Origin of the sequence: Roseibium album (genome assembly GCF_965233825.1) — a bacterium.
GTDB classification, from domain to species: Bacteria; Pseudomonadota; Alphaproteobacteria; order Rhizobiales; family Stappiaceae; genus Roseibium; species Roseibium album.
In genome coordinates this window covers 6,578,417-6,599,035 of record NZ_OZ247583.1, presented here as the reverse complement: position 1 = coordinate 6,599,035, position 20,619 = coordinate 6,578,417, and the positions used below count along the sequence as shown (strand labels likewise).

The 20,619-nt window shown below is 57.3% G+C and carries 19 protein-coding genes; 10 read left to right on the top strand and 9 right to left on the bottom strand.

Going from position 1 to position 20,619, the window contains the following annotated elements; translation table 11 throughout:
- Positions 1–6: 6 nt before the first annotated feature.
- Together ACO6TI_RS30355 and ACO6TI_RS30350 are read right to left on the bottom strand one after the other, a co-directional pair.
- Entirely contained in the window at positions 7–816 is an 810-nt protein-coding gene (locus tag ACO6TI_RS30355) for an SDR family NAD(P)-dependent oxidoreductase (RefSeq protein WP_029061205.1), read from the bottom strand.
- Positions 817–828: 12 nt separating this feature from the next.
- The gene (locus tag ACO6TI_RS30350) at positions 829–2,583 is read right to left on the bottom strand and encodes an extracellular solute-binding protein (RefSeq protein WP_082442675.1); all 1,755 of its coding nucleotides are present in this window, start codon (positions 2,581–2,583) and stop codon (positions 829–831) included.
- Positions 2,584–2,876: 293 nt separating this feature from the next.
- Between ACO6TI_RS30350 and ACO6TI_RS30345 the strand changes: the two genes are divergently transcribed.
- The 7 genes from ACO6TI_RS30345 (at position 2,877) to ACO6TI_RS30315 (ending at position 9,872) form a co-directional block, all read left to right on the top strand.
- Positions 2,877–3,839: a sugar ABC transporter substrate-binding protein gene (locus tag ACO6TI_RS30345; RefSeq protein ID WP_029061203.1), complete on the top strand. Its 963-nt coding sequence runs from the start codon at positions 2,877–2,879 to the stop codon at positions 3,837–3,839.
- Positions 3,840–3,902: 63 nt separating this feature from the next.
- Positions 3,903–4,700 (top strand): SDR family NAD(P)-dependent oxidoreductase, encoded by a 798-nt coding sequence (locus tag ACO6TI_RS30340; protein WP_029061202.1) that lies wholly within the window; start codon positions 3,903–3,905, stop codon positions 4,698–4,700.
- A gap of 25 nt (positions 4,701–4,725) precedes the next feature.
- Entirely contained in the window at positions 4,726–5,757 is a 1,032-nt protein-coding gene (locus tag ACO6TI_RS30335) for an ABC transporter permease (protein WP_235808809.1), read from the top strand.
- 11 nt (positions 5,758–5,768) lie between these two features.
- Complete coding sequence (locus ACO6TI_RS30330) at positions 5,769–6,770, top strand: ABC transporter permease (RefSeq protein ID WP_104701332.1); 1,002 nt, start codon at positions 5,769–5,771, stop codon at positions 6,768–6,770.
- A complete protein-coding gene (locus ACO6TI_RS30325) occupies positions 6,767–8,278 on the top strand; it encodes a sugar ABC transporter ATP-binding protein (RefSeq protein WP_196900990.1) in 1,512 nt (503 codons plus the stop codon). Before ACO6TI_RS30330 ends, ACO6TI_RS30325 begins: the two co-directional genes overlap by 4 nt.
- A complete protein-coding gene (locus ACO6TI_RS30320; RefSeq protein WP_422385350.1) occupies positions 8,278–9,153 on the top strand; it encodes an NAD(P)-dependent oxidoreductase in 876 nt (291 codons plus the stop codon). Before ACO6TI_RS30325 ends, ACO6TI_RS30320 begins: the two co-directional genes overlap by 1 nt.
- Positions 9,150–9,872, top strand: a complete 723-nt coding sequence (locus tag ACO6TI_RS30315) for a ThuA domain-containing protein (RefSeq protein WP_422383987.1) — start codon at positions 9,150–9,152, stop codon at positions 9,870–9,872. Before ACO6TI_RS30320 ends, ACO6TI_RS30315 begins: the two co-directional genes overlap by 4 nt.
- A 144-nt stretch (positions 9,873–10,016) precedes the next feature.
- Here the strand turns inward: ACO6TI_RS30315 and ACO6TI_RS30310 are convergent, their stop codons facing one another.
- Positions 10,017–10,964, bottom strand: coding sequence for a DMT family transporter (locus ACO6TI_RS30310; RefSeq protein ID WP_422383986.1), 948 nt, complete (start codon positions 10,962–10,964; stop codon positions 10,017–10,019).
- Positions 10,965–11,065: 101 nt separating this feature from the next.
- Between ACO6TI_RS30310 and ACO6TI_RS30305 the strand changes: the two genes are divergently transcribed.
- The gene (locus tag ACO6TI_RS30305; RefSeq protein ID WP_422383985.1) at positions 11,066–11,989 is read left to right on the top strand and encodes a LysR family transcriptional regulator; all 924 of its coding nucleotides are present in this window, start codon (positions 11,066–11,068) and stop codon (positions 11,987–11,989) included.
- A 394-nt stretch (positions 11,990–12,383) separates the two neighbouring features.
- The gene (locus ACO6TI_RS30300; protein WP_196879663.1) at positions 12,384–13,229 is read left to right on the top strand and encodes an enoyl-CoA hydratase/isomerase family protein; all 846 of its coding nucleotides are present in this window, start codon (positions 12,384–12,386) and stop codon (positions 13,227–13,229) included.
- 207 nt (positions 13,230–13,436) lie between these two features.
- On the opposite strand, the gene ACO6TI_RS30295 is transcribed toward ACO6TI_RS30300, so the two are convergent.
- From ACO6TI_RS30295 to ACO6TI_RS30270, 6 genes are all read right to left on the bottom strand, one after another.
- The gene (locus ACO6TI_RS30295; RefSeq protein ID WP_422383984.1) at positions 13,437–14,639 is read right to left on the bottom strand and encodes a mandelate racemase/muconate lactonizing enzyme family protein; all 1,203 of its coding nucleotides are present in this window, start codon (positions 14,637–14,639) and stop codon (positions 13,437–13,439) included.
- The gene (locus ACO6TI_RS30290; RefSeq protein WP_422383983.1) at positions 14,639–15,544 is read right to left on the bottom strand and encodes a D-2-hydroxyacid dehydrogenase; all 906 of its coding nucleotides are present in this window, start codon (positions 15,542–15,544) and stop codon (positions 14,639–14,641) included. The genes ACO6TI_RS30295 and ACO6TI_RS30290 overlap by 1 nt, the downstream gene beginning before the upstream one ends.
- Positions 15,545–15,684: 140 nt before the next feature.
- Complete coding sequence (locus ACO6TI_RS30285) at positions 15,685–16,485, bottom strand: ABC transporter permease (protein ID WP_196879660.1); 801 nt, start codon at positions 16,483–16,485, stop codon at positions 15,685–15,687.
- Complete coding sequence (locus tag ACO6TI_RS30280; protein ID WP_055112971.1) at positions 16,472–17,239, bottom strand: ABC transporter ATP-binding protein; 768 nt, start codon at positions 17,237–17,239, stop codon at positions 16,472–16,474. Before ACO6TI_RS30280 ends, ACO6TI_RS30285 begins: the two co-directional genes overlap by 14 nt.
- A 54-nt stretch (positions 17,240–17,293) precedes the next feature.
- Positions 17,294–18,295, bottom strand: coding sequence for an ABC transporter substrate-binding protein (locus tag ACO6TI_RS30275; RefSeq protein ID WP_422383982.1), 1,002 nt, complete (start codon positions 18,293–18,295; stop codon positions 17,294–17,296).
- Between the two features lie 48 nt (positions 18,296–18,343).
- A complete protein-coding gene (locus tag ACO6TI_RS30270) occupies positions 18,344–19,303 on the bottom strand; it encodes a dihydrodipicolinate synthase family protein (RefSeq protein WP_196896307.1) in 960 nt (319 codons plus the stop codon).
- 234 nt (positions 19,304–19,537) lie between these two features.
- On the opposite strand from ACO6TI_RS30270, the gene ACO6TI_RS30265 reads away from it, so the two are divergent.
- Positions 19,538–20,566, top strand: coding sequence for a GlxA family transcriptional regulator (locus ACO6TI_RS30265; protein WP_158510345.1), 1,029 nt, complete (start codon positions 19,538–19,540; stop codon positions 20,564–20,566).
- The last annotated feature ends 53 nt before the right edge of the window (positions 20,567–20,619 follow it).

The window sequence follows — 20,619 nt, the reverse complement described above, 5'->3', positions numbered from 1 at the left end:
TTCAGGTCATTGCATGATCATGCCGCCATCGATCATGATGAGCTGGCCGGTCATGTAGTCGCTTTCGTCGGAACACAGGAACGCGGCGGTTCCCTTGACGTCGTCTGGCGTGGAAAGTTGTTTCATCAGGATCATGGTTTCTGCCAGGTGATCCATCGACTGGCCTTCCTTCTCGAACATGCCGATCTCGACGAGATCCTTGTCGAGCTGCTCCCATAGCTCTGTCTTCACGACGCCCGGCCCGTAGCCATTGACCGTGATCTTGTGTTGCCAGAGAGCCTTTGCACCGCCAATGATCATTGCCAGGGCGCAGTATTTGGAGCAGGAGTACGGCACCACATCCAGAAACGCGGTGCGGGACACGATGCTGCCGACATTGATGATCTTGTAAGGATGATCATCCATCGGCCCCTGATCGATCATCTTCCTGGCCGCTTCCTGCATGCCGAACAGCATGCCCTTGGCGTTGATGTTCATGATCAGGTCCCAGTTGTCCTCGTCGATGTCGAGGAACATCTTGGGTTTGTTCACGCCGGCATTGTTGAGCATGATATTGATCGAACCGAATTCATCTGCCGTGGCGTTGACCGCGGCTGTGTGGTCGGGTCGTTTGGTCACGTCGAGTTTCATGGAAATCGCCTTGCCGTTGCCGCGGGCATTGATCCGGCCGGCAACCTCGTTGACCCCGTCGACATTGATGTCGCCGAGCGCAACATTGGCGCCGTGTGCGGCAAAATATTCGGCATTCGCTGCACCCATGCCTTGTGCGGCTCCGGTGATCAGAATGTTCTTTCCCTTAAGACGATTGGGGTCCATGAGTTCCTCCCATTAGAGTTTTCCTGCCTCCCTCAAGATCCGGTCGGCACGATTCTGGGCTGCTTGAAGCGCAGCTTTTGGTGATTGAACGCCGCGCAGCATGTCGTGGCATTCCTCTCCGCAGATGCGGATGATGTCGTTGATTTCCGGGATTGGCGGCCGCGGCCAGAATTGCAGCTCGTCGTGCCAGGACATGGAATCCACGGCTTCGAAGATCGGTGAGAGCCTGCGTACTTCGGGATCGGCGCCCACGGAGTATCTCGGATTCGTCCGGCTGCCGTTTTCCACGTAGAGCTTTTGCGCTTCAGGCGATGTGAAAACGATCAGGGCCTCGGTGGCGGCTTCAAGGCGGTCCGGCGCGATGTTGGCCGGAATGCAGAGCAGGTATCCGCCGACCGGTGCGATATTGGGTGCCTTGCATCCGGACGGATGTGGCAGGTAACCGACTTTTCCAAAGGCAGCGCAGGCAGGGTTCTGCTCGAAATAAGGGGCGAGCAAGGTATAGCCATATGCCATTGCAACCTTGCCGTTGGCAAAGGGCCGAACACGTTCGTACCAGGCCATGGACAGGATATCCGGCGGAGAATAGCGCAGGAGCGCCATCAGATACTCGGCGGCAAGCAGACCGCGCTCGGTATCGATCGTTGGTCGGTAGTCTTCCTGTGCGAGCCTGGATGCATCGTAACCACCGGCCTGCTTTGCAAGATCAAGTACAGGCTGACCAAAGTCGGCACAGGCCATCATGAATGTGTGGCCGAGCGCTGTGCCGCGGGCCGCGTTCCAGGCGATGCCGTAGCGTCCCTTGGTCGGTTCATGCAGTTCCTCGGCTGCCTCCAGCAGGGCATCGGTCGTGTGCGGGGGTTCAAGCCCGGCTTCTGCCAGCAAGTCCTTGCGGTAGAACAGAAGTTCAGGCGTTGTCTGCGAGGGAACGCCGAAAGGCCGCTTGTCCCAATGGGCTGCCATCCAACCGGCTGTGTGAAAATCGCTTGGGCTCAGCCGTTCGACGTCCAGAACTGCATCGATCGGGTGCAGGTAGCCCTTCGCCGCGAATTCTCCGACCCAGGGCAGGTCAAGCGCGATCAGGTCATACCTGCTGGTCGTGCGCTGGGCGTTCTTGACTGCCTCTTCGTGAAGCCGGTCAATTGAAAACGCCCGTTGCTGGATCGGGCAGCCGACGACCTGTTCGAATTGCCGCTTGAGCCCGTGCATGACCATGAAGGTCGGGTCACCGTGAACCAGAACCCGCAGCCCGCCCGAGAGCTTGAGAGGTTCGAGCAGAACCTGCGGAGGCTGGATGGTCTGGGCTTCCAGGTAGGAGCCCGCGAAATAGTAATCCTGCGTGTCGGCCCGGGGAGCGTCCGACCCGAAGGCCTGTGCCGCCAACCTGCGCATCCTGCCACTGAACTGGGTCCAGGCTTCGAGCATCTCTGCACTTGGATGAAGAGAAAAGGAACGTCCGCTTGAGGTTCGGGGCCGTTGCTCGACCAATCCGTCGTCGATCATCTTCCTCAGACGCCGGGTGGCGGTTGCATACGGAACGCCCGAAGCGCCGATCAGCGATGTCGGCGTCACGACCTTTGCCTCCAGATGTCTCCTGACCAGGTATGCCGACATTTTGACATATGGGTTGGGAGCCGAAATTTCGATCAGACCGTCAAGCTCGTCTTCGAAACTCTCCAGAAACGTAAGCGCCTTGAGAATTTCCGTTTTGGCCTGAGGCGTGAGAAAAGACGTCTCCTGAACCAGCTCTCCCTTATGATGGTTCATCTCGCGTCTCCAGTTTCCGGACGGGACAAACCACTTTTGCATTTCCTCAAAATGAATATTTTTTGGATCGACATTGACCTTCCTCCAAAGAGTGGGTGAGCCTGCATCGAGGCTAAACCGGCAAAATGTTCATATTGAATATTAAAACATCCATTTTGGATATTTTCGATGGGGCAGCATCACGAAGAGCTGTGCAGGTTTAAGAACGACGCTCGCGATGAGTGCGCATTCCACGTCCGGAGGGGACGCGGACATGACAGAACCTTCAAGGGTTCCCAAGGGAGGATTTCGGAATGACGAGCAAGTTTCGTTCGTTGCTTGTGGCAACGACTGCCATCACTGGTCTGGCGCTGACCGGCGCAGCTTCTGCTGAATCGATGAAAATCGGCATCACGCAGAACAATGTCGGTGTGGACAGCTACCAGACGACCTATGAAAAGGCCTTTATTGCCGCCTCGGATGCCAATTCGGATGTCGAGGCTGTTGTTCTCGACGCCGGTGGCGACGTTGCGCGCCAGATTGCGCAGATGGAAGACCTGATCCAGCAGGAAGTCGACGCCATCATCATCTGGCCAACAAATGGCGAGGCGGTCATTCCCGCTGTCCGCAAGGCGCACAAGGCGGGCATTCCCGTGATTGTCACAAACTCGAACATCGCCGAGCAGGGGTTCGATTTCGTCAAGTCCTTTTCCGGGCCGGACAACATCACCCAAGGGTCGAGATCTGCCGAGATCATGTGTGACAAGTTCAAGGACATGGGCATCGAGAACGAAGCCAAAATCGTCCAGATTTCCGGCCAGCCGGGATATACGACAGCGATCGAACGCGCCAAGGGCTTTGAAGATCGGCTCCCGGAAGTTTGTCCGAACGTCACCCTGGTGGAAACGCAACCTGGCGACTGGAACCGCGAAAAATCCCAGAAGGTCATGGAAGCCTTCCTCGTCAAGTATGATGACATCGACGGTGTCTATTCAGGCGACGACAACATGGGCGTTGGTGCCCTGAATGCCGCCAAGGCTGCCGGGCGCGAAGGGATCATCTTTGTGGGGGCGACCAACTTCTCCGTCGGATACGAAGCGATGGAGCGCGGTGAATACTGGGGTTCCATTTACCAGTCTCCGGTGGATGACGCGGAAGCAGCCCTGAAAACTGCAATCGATGTTCTTTCCGGTACCGAAGTCCCGTTCCTGAATTACTTCGACACACCGAAGATCACACAGGACAACATGGCTGAATACAGCAAACCGGTATTCTGATCCCAACGGCGCGGGAAACTCCCGCGCCTTTTTTCATGAGATATTTCAACCGGGAGGAAAACCATGGGCCGTGTGTCCGGGCGTTCCTGTATTGTGACCGGCGCGGCCAGGGGTATTGGCCGGGCCATCGGCGAAGCACTGCTGAGCGAAGGTGCCGACGTCTGTTTCGCCGACATCAACGGCGATCTCGTTCAATCGGTTGCCGCGACCAATGAAGCCCGCGCCAGGGTCAATCACGCCAACGTCACCTGGGCGCAGGTCGATGTGACCCGGCGGGATCAGGTCTGTGCGATGATTGAAAAGGCAGTGGCGGCATTCGGCAAACTCGACGTAAAATTCAACAATGCCGGCGTCAACAAACCGATGAATTTTCTCGATGTGACCGAGGACAACTGGAACTCCATCATGACCGTGAACGGCCTTGGGTGCCTGATCGGGACGCAGGAGGCCGCCCGGCAGATGATCGCGCAGGGCGGGGGTGGCAAGATAATCAACACGGCTTCCATAGCCAGCCGCCAGGGCTTTGATAACGTGGCGCCCTACTGCGCCTCCAAGTGGGCGGTCGTGTCGTTGACGCAATCGGGCGCAAGGGATCTGGCGAAACACAACATAACGGTCACCGGGTTTGCACCGGGTGTCGTTGCCACGGAAATGTGGGAACAGGTGGATCAGGATCTCATGCAGATCGGCGCCGCAGAGCGTCCGGGTCAGGCCATGGAAGAGTTTTCCGCGGACATCCTGCGCGGCAGGGTCGCGACCCCTGCGGATATCACCGGGACGACGACCTTTCTGGCTTCGCGCGAAAGCGATTACATGACCGGGCAGATTGTGATGATCGATGGCGGTATGACGCTTTTATAGAAATCAACAGGTTAGGGAGGATCTGTTGTCTGACGTCTCAAGCAAGTCAGCCGGTCCCGAAAGTGGATCGAAGGAGAAGACGATGCGGCCATTCAACCTGTCAGGCATTGGCGGATTTCTGGCCAAGCAGGGCATACTTGTCGCATTCGCGCTGTTCATCATCGGCTTCACGATCGCCAATGAGCGTTTTCTGGCCCCTGACAACATCATGGGCGTCGTGCGCTCTTCAGCGATCCTCGGCGTGATGGCGCTGGGCGTCACGTTTGTCGTCATCAGCGGAAATCTCGATCTCTCAGTCGGATCCATGATGTCTTTCGCAACGATCGTGGTTCTGGATCTTCACGACCAGATCGGCCCGGCACTTGCCATCCCGTCCATGTATGCGATGGTCCTGTGTCTCGGTGCCTTCATCGGATTTCTTGTCGGATACCTCAAGCTCAACTCGCTGATTGTGACGCTTGGCATGTTGTCGGCCATTCACGGGCTGACGCTGACCTATTCCGGCGGCAAGAACATGGATATCGCCGACAAGGAAGGGACCTGGTTCAGCATGTTCGGTCAGTCGGACGCACTGGGTATTCCAATTCCGATCCTGCTCTTTGCGCTTGTCGCCTCGGTGCTCGGCATCGTGCTGGCCAAGACACCGTTCGGGCGCAAGGTCTATGCTGTGGGCGGCAACGGCACGGCCGCAACCTTCTCCGGGATCCAGAGAGCCCGGGTCGTGTTTACCTGTTACCTGATGTCTGCCTTCTGCGTGGCTACGGCCGGCCTCATCCAGGCCAGCAGATCTCTTGGAAGTCAGAACACGGTCGGGCAGGGGCTTGAACTGGAGGTTCTGGCGGCGGTGATTCTGGGCGGTGCGTCCCTGCTTGGCGGGTCGGGCACCATTTTCAAGACCGTCATTGGCGTCCTGATCCTTGGTTTCATCCAAAACGGACTTCTCCTCGTCGGACTTCAGTTCTACGTCCAATACGTCGTGACCTGGATCATCATCATACTTGCCGTCTGGCTCGATGTTGCCGCCAAGCGCGGCAAACTCTGGTCACCGATCGCGTGAGGAAGGGATACATGGAACCTGGAACTCTCAGTACCTTTTTGAAACGCGGCGCGATCTGGGGATTTATCGTTGTCGAGCTGCTCTTCTTCTCGATCGCCGGCGAATACCTGTCGCTCAGCGACAAGGCCTTCATGGATCTGGACAACATGCTGCTGCTGTTCAAGCAGTCGGCACCAATCGGCATTATCGCCATCGGCATGACGATCATCATGGTCAACGGCAACATCGACCTCAGCGTCGGCGCGACCTTTGCCCTCAGTGCCATCGTGCTGCTCAACAGCATGACATGGCCGGTGTTTGCCGGCCTCGGCGACGGCGTCATTCCGATTGCATGGGCACTTGCTCTTGTGACCGGCATTCTGCTGGGTGCCCTCAACGGCCTGATCGTCTGGAAGACCGGTGTCGACGCGTTTATCGTCACGCTCGGATCCATGCTCGGGTATCGCGGGCTCGTCTTCATGTATAACGGCGAGCAGCCGACTTCCCACCTCAACTGGACCCTGGTCGACTTCGCGGAAGCCCAGTTCATGGGGCTTCACACGGCGACCTGGTTTCTGCTCGTCGTGACTGCCGTTATCTGGTTCGTCATGAACCGGACGGTGCATGGCCGCAATGCCTATGCGATCGGTGACAACAGGACAGCGGCCATCAATGCCGGCATTCGGGTCGGACCGCACATGATGATCAACTTCATGATCATCGGCTTTCTCGCGTCTCTTTCCGCCGTGGTGTTTTATTCCGAATCCGGGTCGGTGAACCCGAATGACGGTGAGCTGTACGAACTCTGGGTCATTACGGCGGTGGTCCTGGGAGGAACGAAACTGACCGGTGGCGCAGGCTCGGTCCTGTCGACCCTTGGAGGGGTGCTGGCAATCCAGCTCCTGCGCAAGGGGCTGGGGCACATCGGTGCAGATACGGAAACGGTCAATCTTGTGATCGGTCTGATCCTGATCGCGGTCCTGTTTCTCGATCGCCAGCTAAATCTGAAGGGCAGGGAGGCACTGAGGATATGAGCAGTCAAACACCGGCCCTGCGCCTTGAAGGAATCGTCAAGACATTTCCCGGCGTGCGCGCGCTCGACAATGTGTCCTTTGACGTCATGCCCGGGGAAGTTCATGCCCTGATGGGCGAGAATGGTGCCGGAAAATCGACGTTGATGAAGGTTCTCGGCGGTATCTACCAGCCGGATGAAGGCAGGATCGTTGTCAACGAGCAGCCGGTTGTGATGACGTCGCCGCTGCAGGCAAAAAGCAAGGGCATCATGTTCATCCACCAGGAACTGAGCCTTGCCGAAGAACTCAGCGTTGCCGAGAACATCTATCTTGGTGAACTGCCGAAAAAGAGCTTCGGCCGTGTCGACTGGCAAAAACTCTATTCCGAAACCAACGAGATTCTCGGCAGGCTCAAGGTCGGTTTCGATGCAAAAACCAAGGTCGGTGACCTGTCCATCGCAAACCAGCAGATGGTCGAGATTGCCAGGGCTCTGACCGTCGAGGCGAAAGCCGTGATTTTCGATGAGCCGACCGCTTCACTGACCGATGCGGAAAAGGTCGTGCTTTTCGACGTCATAGGCGATCTGAAAACGCATGGTGTCGGCATCATCTACATTTCTCACCGCATGGAGGAAATCTTCAGGATCACCGACCGGATAAGTGTCTTGAGAGATGGTCAGTATCGCGGAACGCTCGAAACGCCGGAGACGGACGAAGAGGAAGTGACCCAGCTGATGATCGGACGAAAGCTCGATCTGTCTCGAAATGTCAGCCACCACGAATTGGGTGACGTTGCTCTTGAAGTTCGTGGTCTTGAATGCGGCAAGCTGTTCCACAATGTCAGTTTCAGCGTTTGCCGGGGCGAAGTCGTCGGGTTCTACGGATTGGTCGGGGCAGGTCGTACGGAAATCGCCGAGACGCTTTTCGGTCTTCGCGACCCGACAGCAGGGCAAATTCTTCTGGATGGCCAGGAAACCGCGATCCATTCGCCGGCAGACGCGATTGAAAAAGGCATTTCGCTGGTTCCCGAGGACCGCAAGGGACAGGGGCTTGTTCTCGGCATGAACTGCCGGGACAACATGACCCTGCCCCAGGTCAACGACTTGAAAGCCGGGCCGTTTGTGGCCGAAGGGGCGGAAATTGCCATTTTCGACCAATATCGTGACCGGCTCGATATCCGTACACCGGGTTGGAAACAGCTTGTCGGCAACCTGTCGGGCGGCAATCAGCAGAAGATTGTCATCGGCAAATGGCTCTCCATGCACCCGAACATCCTGATCGTCGATGAACCCACCCGTGGGATCGATGTCGGCAGCAAGTCCGAGATCCACAATCTGATCCGGGAACTGGCGAGCCAGGGCTACGCGGTCATCGTCATCAGTTCGGAAATGCCGGAAGTACTACATGTCAGTGACCGGATCATCGCAATGTTCAACGGCGAGATCATTCGCACATTCACCTCCGATGAAGTGACAGAAGACAATCTCATTCAGGCGATCTCCGGAATCATTCCGGAGAAAGTGGCGTGATGCGGGTAGGGTTTGCCGGGCTTGGCCGGATGGGCGTGCGCATGGCCGCCAATCTGGTGAACGCGGGTCACACAGTGACTGTCTGGAACCGGACCGGTGAAAAAGCCGAGGCCTTTGCACGAGACCACAATGCTGAGAGTGCGCCGTCTCCGTCAGAACTCAGAGCCAGGTCGGATGTCGTCATCACGATGCTGGCCGATGATGCTGCGGTCGAGGCTGTCTATTTCGGATCCGACGGCCTGCTCACCGGACCGGGTGGCGCATCCGTTTTTGCAGAGATGGGAACGATATCCGTTCAAAGCGCGGCGAGGATCCACGAGGCAATGGCAGACGCGGGCCTGAGTTTTGTCGATGCCCCCGTCTCAGGTGCCACCAAGGCTGCCCAGGACGCGCAGCTTCTGATCATGGCAGGTGCGGAAGACAAGAGTGTCCCTCTGCTCGATGCGCCCTTTGACGCTCTCGGCAAGCGTACAATCTGGCTTGGCGGACCTGGCCGGGGGGCAGCCATGAAACTTGGCGTCAATATGCTGCTTCATGGGCTCAACCACAGTCTAGCAGAAGCCTTGACGCTTGTGTCAGACGCCGGAATTGCCACGGAAACGGCCTATGAAGTCATTGAGAACTCGGCAGCCGCTGCCCCATTCATTTCCTACCGCAAGGGGCTTTATCTTGATGAGGAAGCACATGATGTCAGCTTCACTGTCGCCCTTGCACGCAAGGATGTGGGTCTGGCGCTGGACCTTGCCCGTTCGCTCGGTATCACCCTGCCGCAGGCGGATCTGAACGAGGCCATGCTGACCGCTGCCTGCGAAGCCGGGTATGACGCCCGCGACATGGCGTCGGTCCTGTCATTTGTGAGAAAGGGATTTAAGTGAAAGCCGTATTGTTTGTCGGTGGTTGGGAAGGCCACGCCCCCACGCAATTCAGTGACTGGTATGAGGCGTTGCTGAGCGAGAACGGGTTCGAGGTCGACGTCTACGACACGATGGAGCCACTGGAACGACCGGAGGACCTTGCCGATGTCGATCTGATCACCCCGATCTGGTCCTCCGCCCGCTCCGGGCACAAACTGGAGTTCGGCAACATGTCCAAGCCGCAGGAAGACGGGCTCTTGAAGCTTGTTTCCAACGGATGCGGGCTTGCCGGCTGGCACGGGCACATGGGAGATGCGTTTCGTGATCGACCGACCTACCACTTTCTGATCGGAGGCCAGTTCGTCGCGCATCCTCCGGGCTGGCCTGACAACCTTCAGCCCAGGGAAGACTATATCGACTACGATGTGACCATCTGCCGGCCTGCGGACCCGATCGTCAAGGGCATCAGGAGTTTCCGCCTGACATCCGAGCAATACTACATGCTCGTCGATCCTTCGAATGAAGTGCTTGCGACCACGACTTTTTCCGGCGAACATCTGTGGTGGATCGAGGGTACGGTTATCCCCGTCATCTGGAAGCGACGCTGGGACAAGGGGCGTGTCTTTTATTGCTCCATCGGTCATGAACTGGACGATCTGAAAATCCCGCAGGTTACGGAAATAATCCGGCGCGGCTCGATATGGGCTGCCGAGGGCAGAGGGCTTGTCCGAGAAGCCTGATATTGCTTGCCTGTCGTGGACTTTGAGTGATCTCGGGCAGCTGTTCGCCGTATCACTTTTTGAATGGTTTTGTTCAGTTCCGTCAGGGACTGGCAGAAAGACCTTTCAAAGCGGAGCCTGCGCCCCGATTGCAGCGATATGCATCTAGGTAGACCGGGATCCGGTCCTGTTTTCCGGAATGTCAGCACCTTTTTGTGTCTTTGTCCGCCCATCAAGGCAGAAGACGACACAACCGGCGAACACGATCAGAGCCATCCCGCCCAATGTATATTTGTCGGGGATTTCTCCAAAGAACACGAACCCCCAAAATCCGGCGAATGGCAGATAGGCGTAGTCGAAGGTCGCGATGACCTGCGGTTTGGGTGACTGGTAGGCCCTTGCCAATCCAATGCTGATACCGATCATCAATACGGCCAGCAGGATCACGACCGGCCAACTGGTCACAGACCAGGTGCCGAACAGGAACGGATAGTCGATACCGGACCCTGCGCCAAAACCTGCAATCAGTAGCGAAGCGGTGGCCCCCAACGCGAACAATGTGACGTTCAGCCAGAGCGCGAGCGTGAACGCGGGAACGGCTGCACACCTGGACCTGGTAATCACGGCCGCCAGAGCGTAGAGAAACCCGGCGGAGACCGGTATCAGCGCAAACGGAGAGAAATCCGCCGCAGCGGGCCGTACGATCAGCAGAACGCCAAGGAAACCGATCAGGATTGCCGCCCAGTGTCGTGTCGTGATCGGTTCACGCAAGGCGAGTGCCGACAACGCAACGATGAACAGCGGCCCGGTGTATAGCGATGCGGCAATCACCGACAGGTCGAGCAAAGGTATCGCTGCATAGATGCCGAGATACATCAGCGTCAACGCCAGACTGCGCAGGAGAACCCATCCAAAGGCAATTGGCCGGAGCGTCCGGCGGGCCAGAAACAGGAGGACCGGTGCAACAAGCAGCGTTCGCAGCACGTAGATTTGCCAAAGGGTCATGTCACTGCTTGCGAGCTTCACAATGGCATCGGTGAGCGCCATCGCGAAAACCGTGACGAGAATTGTGACGATGCCGAAAAGGATCTGGTGGCTTTGATGGTCGCGCATGGTGTTCTCCCCTGTGCCCGGGTGCGAACCAGAGTTTGACAATGCGAGATTGTTTCGAATAGGCGTGCTAATAATAATTGAATGTTACAGGAAATCGAATAATGGATCGATCGGATCTGGCGGCATTGCAGACATTTGTCACCATTGCCAGGCACGGGTCGTTGCGCGCTGCAGCCCGCGCCCTGGGGATCAATCCGCCAGCTGTTTCTCACCAACTCAAGACGTTCGAAGAGCGTCTCGGAACCAGGTTGTTCGTGCGGACCACGCGTTCCCTGGCGTTGACCGATGCCGGGCAACGTCTTCTCGACAGCAGCGGGCACTTGCTTGAGGCAGTCAGTGAAGCGCTTGAAACCGCACGCAATGCGAAATACGCGGGAAGCGGACGGTTGAAGGTTACGCTGCCTTTCCGGGCGTGGCAGACCGTCGTTGCGCCGGAGCTGCAGGCCTTCCAGAACCTGCATCCGGGTATCGAACTCGATCTGACGATAGAAGAAGCACTGACAGATATCGTTGCTCGCGGATACCATGCAGGCATACGGCTGGGTGACCATCTCCAGGACAACATGATTGCCGTCCGTCTGTCCGAAGACGAGCAGGCAGTATTGGTTGCTTCACCGGATTATCTCAAGCGGCATGGCAGACCCGACACACCGATGGATCTTCTGTCTCATGCCTGTATTCGTCACAGGGGTATGAGTACAGGAAGAATTGCCGCGTGGCGGCTCGAAACACCAGAAGGGATGACGTCGATCGATGTTTCCGGCAACCTTGTCTTCAACGATTTGAGGACGGTGGTCGACGCTGCCTTGCGTGGCTTCGGCATCGGGTGGTCATTGCGCCGCGGCGTTGCCGAGGACCTTGATGCCGGAAGGCTCGTCGAGATCCTGCCCGGTATGACACCTTGCAGACCGGGTTTTCATCTCTACTTCCCGAAACCGCTGCAGGATTTCGGATTGCTTCGCGCCTTTTTGGATCACTACCGCTTGCGTCGAATGTCACTCAAAGACAGGCCCTCAATTCAATGAGCTCTGCAAAGGCTTACAGGTGTTCAACCTGAAATATTTTCGGCAGCATTTTCCAGGCCCAAAGGGAAGGTGTCCGGCATTTGCAAAAGCGCGGATGGTGGAAAGTGGAAACCATGCCGGGAGAGTGTGTCCTATCCCGCTCACAATCGGGTCCTGCTTCCATCAGGAAGTTTTTCCGCGATCACGACCGTCTGGCCCCAAATCTAAGGCACGGGTGCTTAATTATATTATAAATCAGAATACTTAATCTATTTTGGCGCTGTTTCTTTTGAATTTATAGATAATAGATATGTTCTCGTTGGGGCCAGACTCTTCCGGTCCTTTCTCAGATCCTGGCCAAACAAGCGATTGCAGATCATGTGCGGTCGCGGGAGACAGAAAGCGAGAATTCCTGATGAAGTACGATAACTTCTCCACATTCAACGTTCGCACCGACAACGGCATCGCCTGGGTGACGTTCGATTTCCCACCTGTGAATGTTCAGGGCCAGCAGATGCTGGCTGACCTGAACAGTCTTGCCATGCGACTGGAGCGAGACCGCGAAACAAAAGTGGTCGTATTCCAGTCCGCCAATCCGGAAATCTGGGTGTGTCACTACGACACCGAGCTGCTGAAGGACATGTCAGACGAGGCGGTTTCGCGCGAAGAGGTTCAGTTGCTCGACCTGCAAGCGGTCTGCGAGCGGATCAGCAAAGTTCCCCAGGCTACAATTGCAAAGCTTGAAGGGTTTGCGCGCGGCGGTGGGCATGAACTTGCGCTGGCGCTGGACATGAGATTTGCAGCACGCGGAAAATACAAGTTCATGCAGATGGAAGTTGGCATGGGAATTCTACCTTGTGGAGGAGGGGCGTCGCGGATGGCGCGGCAGACGGGTTTGGGCCGCGCGCTCGAGATCATACTCAGTGCCCGCGACTTTGATGCCGACGAAGCAGAGGCCCTCGGCACCATCAACAAGGCTCTGGATCCAGACGAGATCGGTGACTACGTCGAAGCTCTTGCCAGACGGATCGCCACGTTCCCTGCAGAATCAATCAACGCCTGCAAACAGGCCGTTTATGAATCCATCGATCGACCCATCAACGAAGCCCTGAAGGCGGAAGCCTACTGGCTCTATCAGGCAACCAGCAAGACGCCGGCGCTCAAGCGGTTTACAATTGCGGACGAACAGGGCCTTGAACACGACATTGAAAACCAGAGAAACTGGAACGAACTTGTCATGAAGGTCCAGGAAATCCAATAGGCGCAACCGGGGAGCACATCAGGTCGCTCACACATACCTGAGAAGGTTCCGCAGCCAGGACCTGCACCGTCTTGACCTTGCCGCTCAAGACCGGATTGAGGCCTGGCAGCGGAACTGCGCTATGGCCGACGGGGTCGCTCATGTTAGCCATGCCGGGCGCCATTCCATCTGCCTGTGGCGGGTCTGAAATCGTACAGGCGTTGTCACTCAGGCGGGCGCCCAATAACTGTCAGGTGGCGGGCCGAAGTCGATCAAGGCGCAGGAATAGACGGCCGTTTCGTCAAAGGGATAGCGTGCTTCCATTTCCGGTGTCAGGGTCAAACCCAGGCCGGCGGCCGTCGGACGCAACAGCTCGCCATCGACGATCCTGCCCTGGTCGCCAATCATCTCGGCTCCGAGCGGAAAGGCCAGCATCGGATATTCGACGAGCTTGCCGCCTGCCGCGAAAGCCGCGTGGTAGCTTGCCATGATCGCAGCAGCTCCGCCCCAGGCGTGGACAACAACATCGGTCTCTTTTTTTCCGGCAGCTGCAAACACGTCCATGACAGCCGATATGCCGCCCATGACCGATGCATCCGGTTGCACGAAATCATAAACATCGGCATTGATCCGTTCGATCATTTCCTTCGGCGTCGTGATGATTTCACCGCCGCACACCGGCACATCGATCCGGCTCCGCAGTTCCCTGAATTCATCCGGGCAGTCGGGGCCCAGTGCCTCCTCGACGAAGATCATCCGCTGATCAGTGCGGGCATGCACCGCTTCGACGAATGAGACGACATCCTCCACCGCTTGCGGTGGGTCCGCCAGGTTCTGACACATGTCGACGCCGACCCGGACACCGCGTTTGCCGGCTTCCTCGAGAACCCAGACAGTGCGCAGAATGTCGGTTTTCACCGACCGGATCTTGTAGCGCGTGATCCCCAGGCCAGCGAGCTGGTCGAACTCCCGGCGAAACTGTTCCTTTGCATCGCAGCAGCCACCCGATCCGTAAATCGGTATCTTGTCGGATTTCGCGCCACCAAGGAGATCGTAAACCGGCAGCCCCAGAGACTTGCCCTTGGCATCCTGCAACGCGGTTTCGAAGGCAGCGATCACATGGCGTGCGGCGCCCTGCAGGGACCAATAATCGCAAAGCGACCGCAGATCGCGCACACGCCGCGCGATATCGAAGCCATCCTTGCCCTCTACCTGCGGTGCGCAGAGTTCGACGATGGATTTGAAGACCAGCGGTGCGAAGACCGCCAGATATCCTTCCCCTAGTCCGGTAACACCGTTTTCAAGCGTCACCTCCACCATTCCGATCGTGCGTTTCGGACCGTTTGGAAAGCACTCCTTGATTTCGGGATCGTCCTTGTCGGCATAAGGCGAGCTCAAAAGAACGCAACGGATTTCCGTAATTCTGGACATCAGTATCCTCTTGCGATGTCAACGACGCCCGACAAGGGTTCGCCTCGGCGGTATCGAGATAAATTGGTTAGAAAAACGTCAATTTTCCGGTCCAGCTCATCGTGGCTTCCGCCGCCGGAGTGCTGCGTGAGAAGGGTGTTGGGGCATTGCCAGAACGGATGGTCGGGTAACAGGGGTTCTTCCCGCGTGACATCAAGGACTGCTCCTCCCAGTTGCCCGGCGTTGAGAGCATGGGAAAGCGCCGTCTCATCAACGATCGATCCACGACCGAAATTCGCGAACACGGCATGGTCCGGCATCAAACCGATCCGATGCGTATCGAACAGGTCGCGGGTCGCAGGTGTGTCAGGTGCCGTGCAGACAACGATATCCGCACTCGCCAGGGAGTCGTCCAGCTGTTCAAGCGACGTTGTGCTGAGGATCGGCGTTATCCTGCAAGAAAAGGGAGCCAGCAAATCGGCGAGGCGCCTGTTGATCGCGCCGTAGCCAACCATCACGACATGCGACCCTGCTACGGTTCGGGCCCGGGTCCTGACAGGGTCTCCAAGCCAGCTTCCGTCGCTTTGAGCAAGGACGAGCGTGTCGATCCGGCGCGCGAGGGCGAGCAGACCCGCCAGGGCTGTTTCCGCCACGGCTTCGGAAAAGAAACCGGCTAGGTTGGTCAAGGTGATGCGCGCGCCGATATCAGTCCAGTCAAGATCGACATATTCACCGAAACCGACAGATTCCAGCTGAACCCATCGCAAGTCCCGGGCATCTGCAAGTTCCCGGGGAGCAGGGTTTCCGAATGCGATTTCGCAATCGGCGACGCTGCCGTCCTCACGCAGGTCCGCATCGCCTATGCCGGTCCGCAGCCGGTCCGTTTGATCGGCAGAAAGCTCTACCAGAAGAGCGACCCTCGTCATGCGGCATGTCCCGAGTAGGCCGATGGGGTTCCGGTTTCGAGTTTTTTCCCAATCATCAAAAGATTGCGGCTGTCTGTGCCGAGAAGTCCGCTCAGCTCACGTGTCATGCCCATTTGTTTCTCCAGCATCAGGAAGACGGGTCAGGTGCGCCGTACCGAGATGTGCCACGGGATCAGCAGACGTTCGGCAAGTGTCACAATGCCGAAAAGGGACAGGCCCAGTAATGTCAGGAAGAATATTCCCGCAAAGGCCAGATCAGGTCTCATGTTGCCGGTAACGATCTGGATATAGAACCCGAGCCCCTTGTCGGATCCGATGAATTCTGCAATTGCCGCTCCGACGGTGGCGTTGATCGCAGCGTACTTGAATCCGACGAAACACTGGGGCAGGGCGGCCGGCAACCGAACCTTGAAAAACGTGCGCCAGACCCCTGCTCCCGTGGATCGGCAGAACAGCGTGAGTTCCTCGCTGAGAGAGCTGAACGCCAGAATTGCGTTCAGGACGATCGGGAAGAAGCAGACCAGAAAGACGATTATGACCTTCGGCAGCAGACCGAAACCAAGCCAGGATATGAACAGCGGGGCGAAGGCGATCTTCGGAACCATCTCGATACATACGATGAAAGGATAGATCGTCCGCTTCAGCAGGCTGGAAAAGGCGATTGCAAGACCGAGGGGCAGCGCCAGAATGACGGCCACCCCGTAACCCAGAACGACTTCCGTTCCGGTGACGTAGGTGTAGTACAGGAGCCGGTCGAGATCTGCGGCACCCTTTTCCACGATCAGGGAAGGAGGTGTCAGGATATAGAGCGGAATGTCGAAAAAAATGACCGAGTATTCCCAGACCAGAAAGAAGCCGATGAAAAAGGCCACGAACATCCAGGAATTCTGCAGACGAAGTTTCATCGCCGCGAACATCGGTTTCTTGTCAAATGACTCCATAGCCTCGAAAGATCTCCTGTATTTCGCGTACGTATGCGGCAAATTCCGGGGAATTCTTGACGTCGAAATCACGTGGAAACGGTAGGTCGATTTCGATAATGCGTTCGATTGTGCCCGGCCTCGGCGTGATGACCGCAACTTTCGTGGACAGCTGGACCGCTTCTTCGATCGAGTGGGTGACGAAGATGACAGTGGCGCGTTCCTGCATCCAGAGACGCTGAAGGTCACTGCGGATCCGCTCCCGGGTCATCGCGTCAAGTTTTCCCAGTGGCTCGTCGAGAAGCATGGTCTTGGGATCGTGCACCATGGCCTGGCAGAATGCTGCACGCTGTTGCATCCCCCCGGACAGCTCATAGGGGTGTCTATCCGCGAAATCTTCCAGATGAACGGAGGCGAGCAGATTGTCGATCTTGTCGCTGAATTCCTTCAGCGACTTGCCGCGCATTTCCAGTTGCAGCTCGACATTGCCGCGCACCGTTCGCCAGGGCACCAGGGTGTTGTCCTGGAACATCACACCGATGTCGGTCTGCGGACCCTTTACCTGAGAACCACCGATGGTGACGGTGCCTTCGGTTGCTTCCAGCAAGCCCGACGTCATCATCATCAAGGTGGACTTTCCGCAGCCGGAGGGACCGAGAAGCGAAATGAATTCGCCCTCGGCGATGCTCAGATCCACCGGGCCGAAGGCCTGGACGGCATCAGGGCCGGTTCCAAACACCTTCTTCAGACCGGCAAATTCGATGTGATGGCTCATTGCTCTTGCTTTCGGAATGACCGGGGCCTCGCAAGGCCCCGGCTTGGGAAGTACTTATTCAGTCACGAACTGGTTGGTGTAGAAGTCCGATGCTTTGACGGATGAGTCCAGGTCGTTGTATTCCTTCATCAACTTGACCATGCTCTCCCAGTCGGACGCAACATTCAGACCCAGTTGCTTGTCCTGGTTCGCTCCTGAATAGAGCAGCCCCAGGGTCACATCGAGAACTGCGCGCGACTGTGCCTTGCCCTGATCTTCAGCCATGGTGCCACCAACGATATCGGCTATGGCGTTTACCGCAGCGTCAGGGTCGGCCTCGGTCTGCTTGTATGCCTGGATGGTCGCGTCGACGAACCTGTTCACCAGATCGGGATTTTCCTCGATCAGCTCCTTGCGCGTTGAAATGCAGTAACCGACCTGGTCGACACCGTAGTCCGAGTAGGGGAGCAGAACAGGATCCTCACCTCCATTGGCGCGAATTTCCGCCGGCTTGTCGTCGAGGCCACCCAGGATGCCGACCGCTCCACCTGATCCTTGCAGATAGCTGGAGACGAGTGCCCCATCCGGCACGTTGGTGATCGTGACATCGTCAGGGGTCAATCCGGCATTCGCCAGAACGATTGGGAAAAACGTGTTCACGCCCGCATTGGCGGTGGTCAGGATGGTTTTGCCCTTGAGGTCCGCGACCGAGCTGACACCGCTGTCCGGCCGCAGGATCACGGCTTCCGCGCCCATCGCGTCGATGACTGCCACCGAGGTGATCTCCGCACCCTGGCTTGCGAGATTGATCAGCGCGCCACAGGAACCATAGGCGAAATCGCTGTCGCCGTTGGCGACGAGCCGGTGCGCAGAGCTTGATCCGTTGCCCGAGCGGATATCGAGATCGATACCTGCCTTGTCGTAGATGCCGCTGTCCTTGCCGAAGGCGAAACCGGCATGCGAACCGTAGTACATCCAGTTCAGCCGCAGACGGATATCGTCTTCCGCGATAGCACTTGTTGCGACCACCGCACTGGCGGTCATGGCGAGCATTACGATTTTGAGAGTCTTTTTCATCGTCGTCTTCCTCTGTTAGGTTTTTTTGCTGGCTTTGTGGTCAGCCATTCAGGGGGAATTCCGCAGCCTCGGTACGCCGATCTTTTTCATCATTTCGTGGGTTGCGGTGTGATGTGTCCGGCGGATATCGCGCGTCGGCGGTCGGCACCGGCTGGACGGCAAGCCGATGAGTTCCATACAGAGCTTGTCGAGATATCCATCGCCCGACGTGTAGTTTCGCTCGATATCCATCCAGAGCTTGTAGAAGGGCATGCCTTCCTCAACGAGCATCCGGGTGACCTCGGCATAATTGCCGGTCCGGACTTCATCGATCAGCTTGATGCCCCACTCGGGCCAGAAATTGCAGTGGTGCACCTCAAAGGCGCGCGCACCGAGGGAGGGCATGGCGCTGAGACCGAAGAAGAGATTGTTGTCGATGATCGTGAACCGGCTCGAAAAGTGGGAGCAGACGTCCTCGAATTCCATTGCGTCGGTGCGCGGCGCCGCCCATTTGAGGCCGACGACATTCGGAATCTCCGCCAGCCTCTCGACCATCGAATATGACAGGTCCCGGCTTGTCCAGAAGGTGTTGTAGACGATGATCCCCAATTCGGGTTCGGCATCGGCTGCAGCTCGGACATACTCCTCAAAGTCAGCTTCCGTATGGGCGAAGTAGAACGGGCAGGAAACCTGGATGAAATCCACGCCGATCCGTTTCGCGGCATGGGCGAGGCGAACCAGTTCCAGCGTACTGGTCGTCTGCGCGCCCATCGCGATCGGAACAGCGCCGGCAGCTTCGTCAACGACGATCTCAGCCACCTGCAACCGTTCTTCAAAACTCATCGTGGAAAAGTCCCCGGCGGCCCCGCCGGCAAGCAGGGTTGCGTAATTGCCGTTCAGGCCGGAATCGACGAGAAATCGCACGTAGGCGCGCAACGCCTGGACGTTCAGCTCCATGTCGGGCGTGTCGTGGAACGGCGTTGGTATGGTTACGTAACACCCTTCCAGCATTTTCTTCAATTGGTCCACGTCGGTCTATCGCTCCATGCCACAGGCAAAATTCTGCCGTTCGCGGCATGCCGCATGCCGCGCTGAGGAATATCTGCTCAAAAGTATTTTCCCTACGTTCCGCGCTGCTCAAGGCGAGCTTCCTTTGCGCGGCGTGAAATCATAGTCGGCCCGGATTTTTGAAATGGCTTGACTAAAATGGCTGCCGATTTAACTCTTCTTGCCAATTTTGCGAATTTTTACGGAGGTGTTGAAATGCCGGAAGACCGGTGCGCCCGGTTTGCCCTTGTCCTGCAACCGGAGTTTTCGCTGACCACGCTGACAATCGCAACGGAGGCCTTGCGCATTGCGAACCAGAATTCGGGACAGCGGCTGTTCGACTGGCAGATTGTTTCCGAAGATGGCGGGAATGTTCGCGCCAGCAGCGGACTGTGGTTTGCCGCCGATTGCGATCTGGCGTCGGCTGAAATTGCCGACGTGACACTGCTTTTCGAGGGCAATCTTCCAACGCAACACCTGTCGAAACATCTGCTGGGATACCTTCGGAGGGCAGCGCGTTTCGGGTCTGTGGTCGGTGGCCTGGACAGTGCGGCTTATGCCTTGAGCCAGACGGGGCTCGTCGGAACGGAGACTTCGCCGGAAGTCGTTCTTCACTGGGAAGCCGTCCCGTCATTTCGCGAGTGGTTTCCCGATGCCAGGCCGCTCAACAGGATCTTCCAACTTACACAGAACAGGGCCCAGTGCGCGGGCGGAATTGCGACTCTCGATCTCATGCTCGAACTCATCGCGCGTTTTGCAAGCGAGGCGATGGCAAATGAAGTTGCCAATGCGCTCATCCATACGCGGCGCGGCAGCCACACGCGCCAGCGCAGCGACCAGAGCTTTTACGGGGAACCGCTGAAACCTTCCGCGCGGATCGTAAGTCTCATGAAGGACAATCTCGATACGCCCCTGGCGCTTGAGGAACTCTCCTTTCGGCTGAGCATGCCGTCGCGAACCATGTCGAGGATCTGCAAGGCGACGTTCGGCGTGTCACCCATGCGGCTTTACCTGCGTATCAGGCTTCAGGCAGCCCGCAACTTTCTTTTCTATGAAGAACATTCGATCAAGGAAATTGCGGAAGCTACCGGCTTTTCCTATCCGGCCACGTTCTCGCGATGTTTCCAGAACCAGTTCGGACAGTCGCCGTCGCAGTTTCGACTGCGTCTAAGGCAGAAACAGCGCTTTGCCGAGCACCCGGAAATTCACCGCCTTGTGGAAAGCGGCTACAGCTCGGGCGGATGAGTGCCTTATTCGGCATTCGCACGACGCCGGCACAGAGCAGAAAGAAACCGGAT

Bases quoted from the DNA above. Each gene is read 5' to 3' on its own strand.
- ACO6TI_RS30355 (WP_029061205.1), bottom strand. From the start codon at position 816: ATGGACCCCAATCGTCTTAAGGGAAAGAACATTCTGATCACCGGAGCC.
- ACO6TI_RS30350 (WP_082442675.1), bottom strand. From the start codon at position 2,583: ATGAACCATCATAAGGGAGAGCTGGTTCAGGAGACGTCTTTTCTCACG.
- ACO6TI_RS30345 (WP_029061203.1), top strand. From the start codon at position 2,877: ATGACGAGCAAGTTTCGTTCGTTGCTTGTGGCAACGACTGCCATCACT.
- ACO6TI_RS30340 (WP_029061202.1), top strand. From the start codon at position 3,903: ATGGGCCGTGTGTCCGGGCGTTCCTGTATTGTGACCGGCGCGGCCAGG.
- ACO6TI_RS30330 (WP_104701332.1), top strand. From the start codon at position 5,769: ATGGAACCTGGAACTCTCAGTACCTTTTTGAAACGCGGCGCGATCTGG.
- ACO6TI_RS30325 (WP_196900990.1), top strand. From the start codon at position 6,767: ATGAGCAGTCAAACACCGGCCCTGCGCCTTGAAGGAATCGTCAAGACA.
- ACO6TI_RS30320 (WP_422385350.1), top strand. From the start codon at position 8,278: ATGCGGGTAGGGTTTGCCGGGCTTGGCCGGATGGGCGTGCGCATGGCC.
- ACO6TI_RS30310 (WP_422383986.1), bottom strand. From the start codon at position 10,964: ATGCGCGACCATCAAAGCCACCAGATCCTTTTCGGCATCGTCACAATT.
- ACO6TI_RS30305 (WP_422383985.1), top strand. From the start codon at position 11,066: ATGGATCGATCGGATCTGGCGGCATTGCAGACATTTGTCACCATTGCC.
- ACO6TI_RS30300 (WP_196879663.1), top strand. From the start codon at position 12,384: ATGAAGTACGATAACTTCTCCACATTCAACGTTCGCACCGACAACGGC.
- ACO6TI_RS30295 (WP_422383984.1), bottom strand. From the start codon at position 14,639: ATGTCCAGAATTACGGAAATCCGTTGCGTTCTTTTGAGCTCGCCTTAT.
- ACO6TI_RS30290 (WP_422383983.1), bottom strand. From the start codon at position 15,544: ATGACGAGGGTCGCTCTTCTGGTAGAGCTTTCTGCCGATCAAACGGAC.
- ACO6TI_RS30285 (WP_196879660.1), bottom strand. From the start codon at position 16,485: ATGGAGTCATTTGACAAGAAACCGATGTTCGCGGCGATGAAACTTCGT.
- ACO6TI_RS30280 (WP_055112971.1), bottom strand. From the start codon at position 17,239: ATGAGCCATCACATCGAATTTGCCGGTCTGAAGAAGGTGTTTGGAACC.
- ACO6TI_RS30275 (WP_422383982.1), bottom strand. From the start codon at position 18,295: ATGAAAAAGACTCTCAAAATCGTAATGCTCGCCATGACCGCCAGTGCG.
- ACO6TI_RS30265 (WP_158510345.1), top strand. From the start codon at position 19,538: ATGCCGGAAGACCGGTGCGCCCGGTTTGCCCTTGTCCTGCAACCGGAG.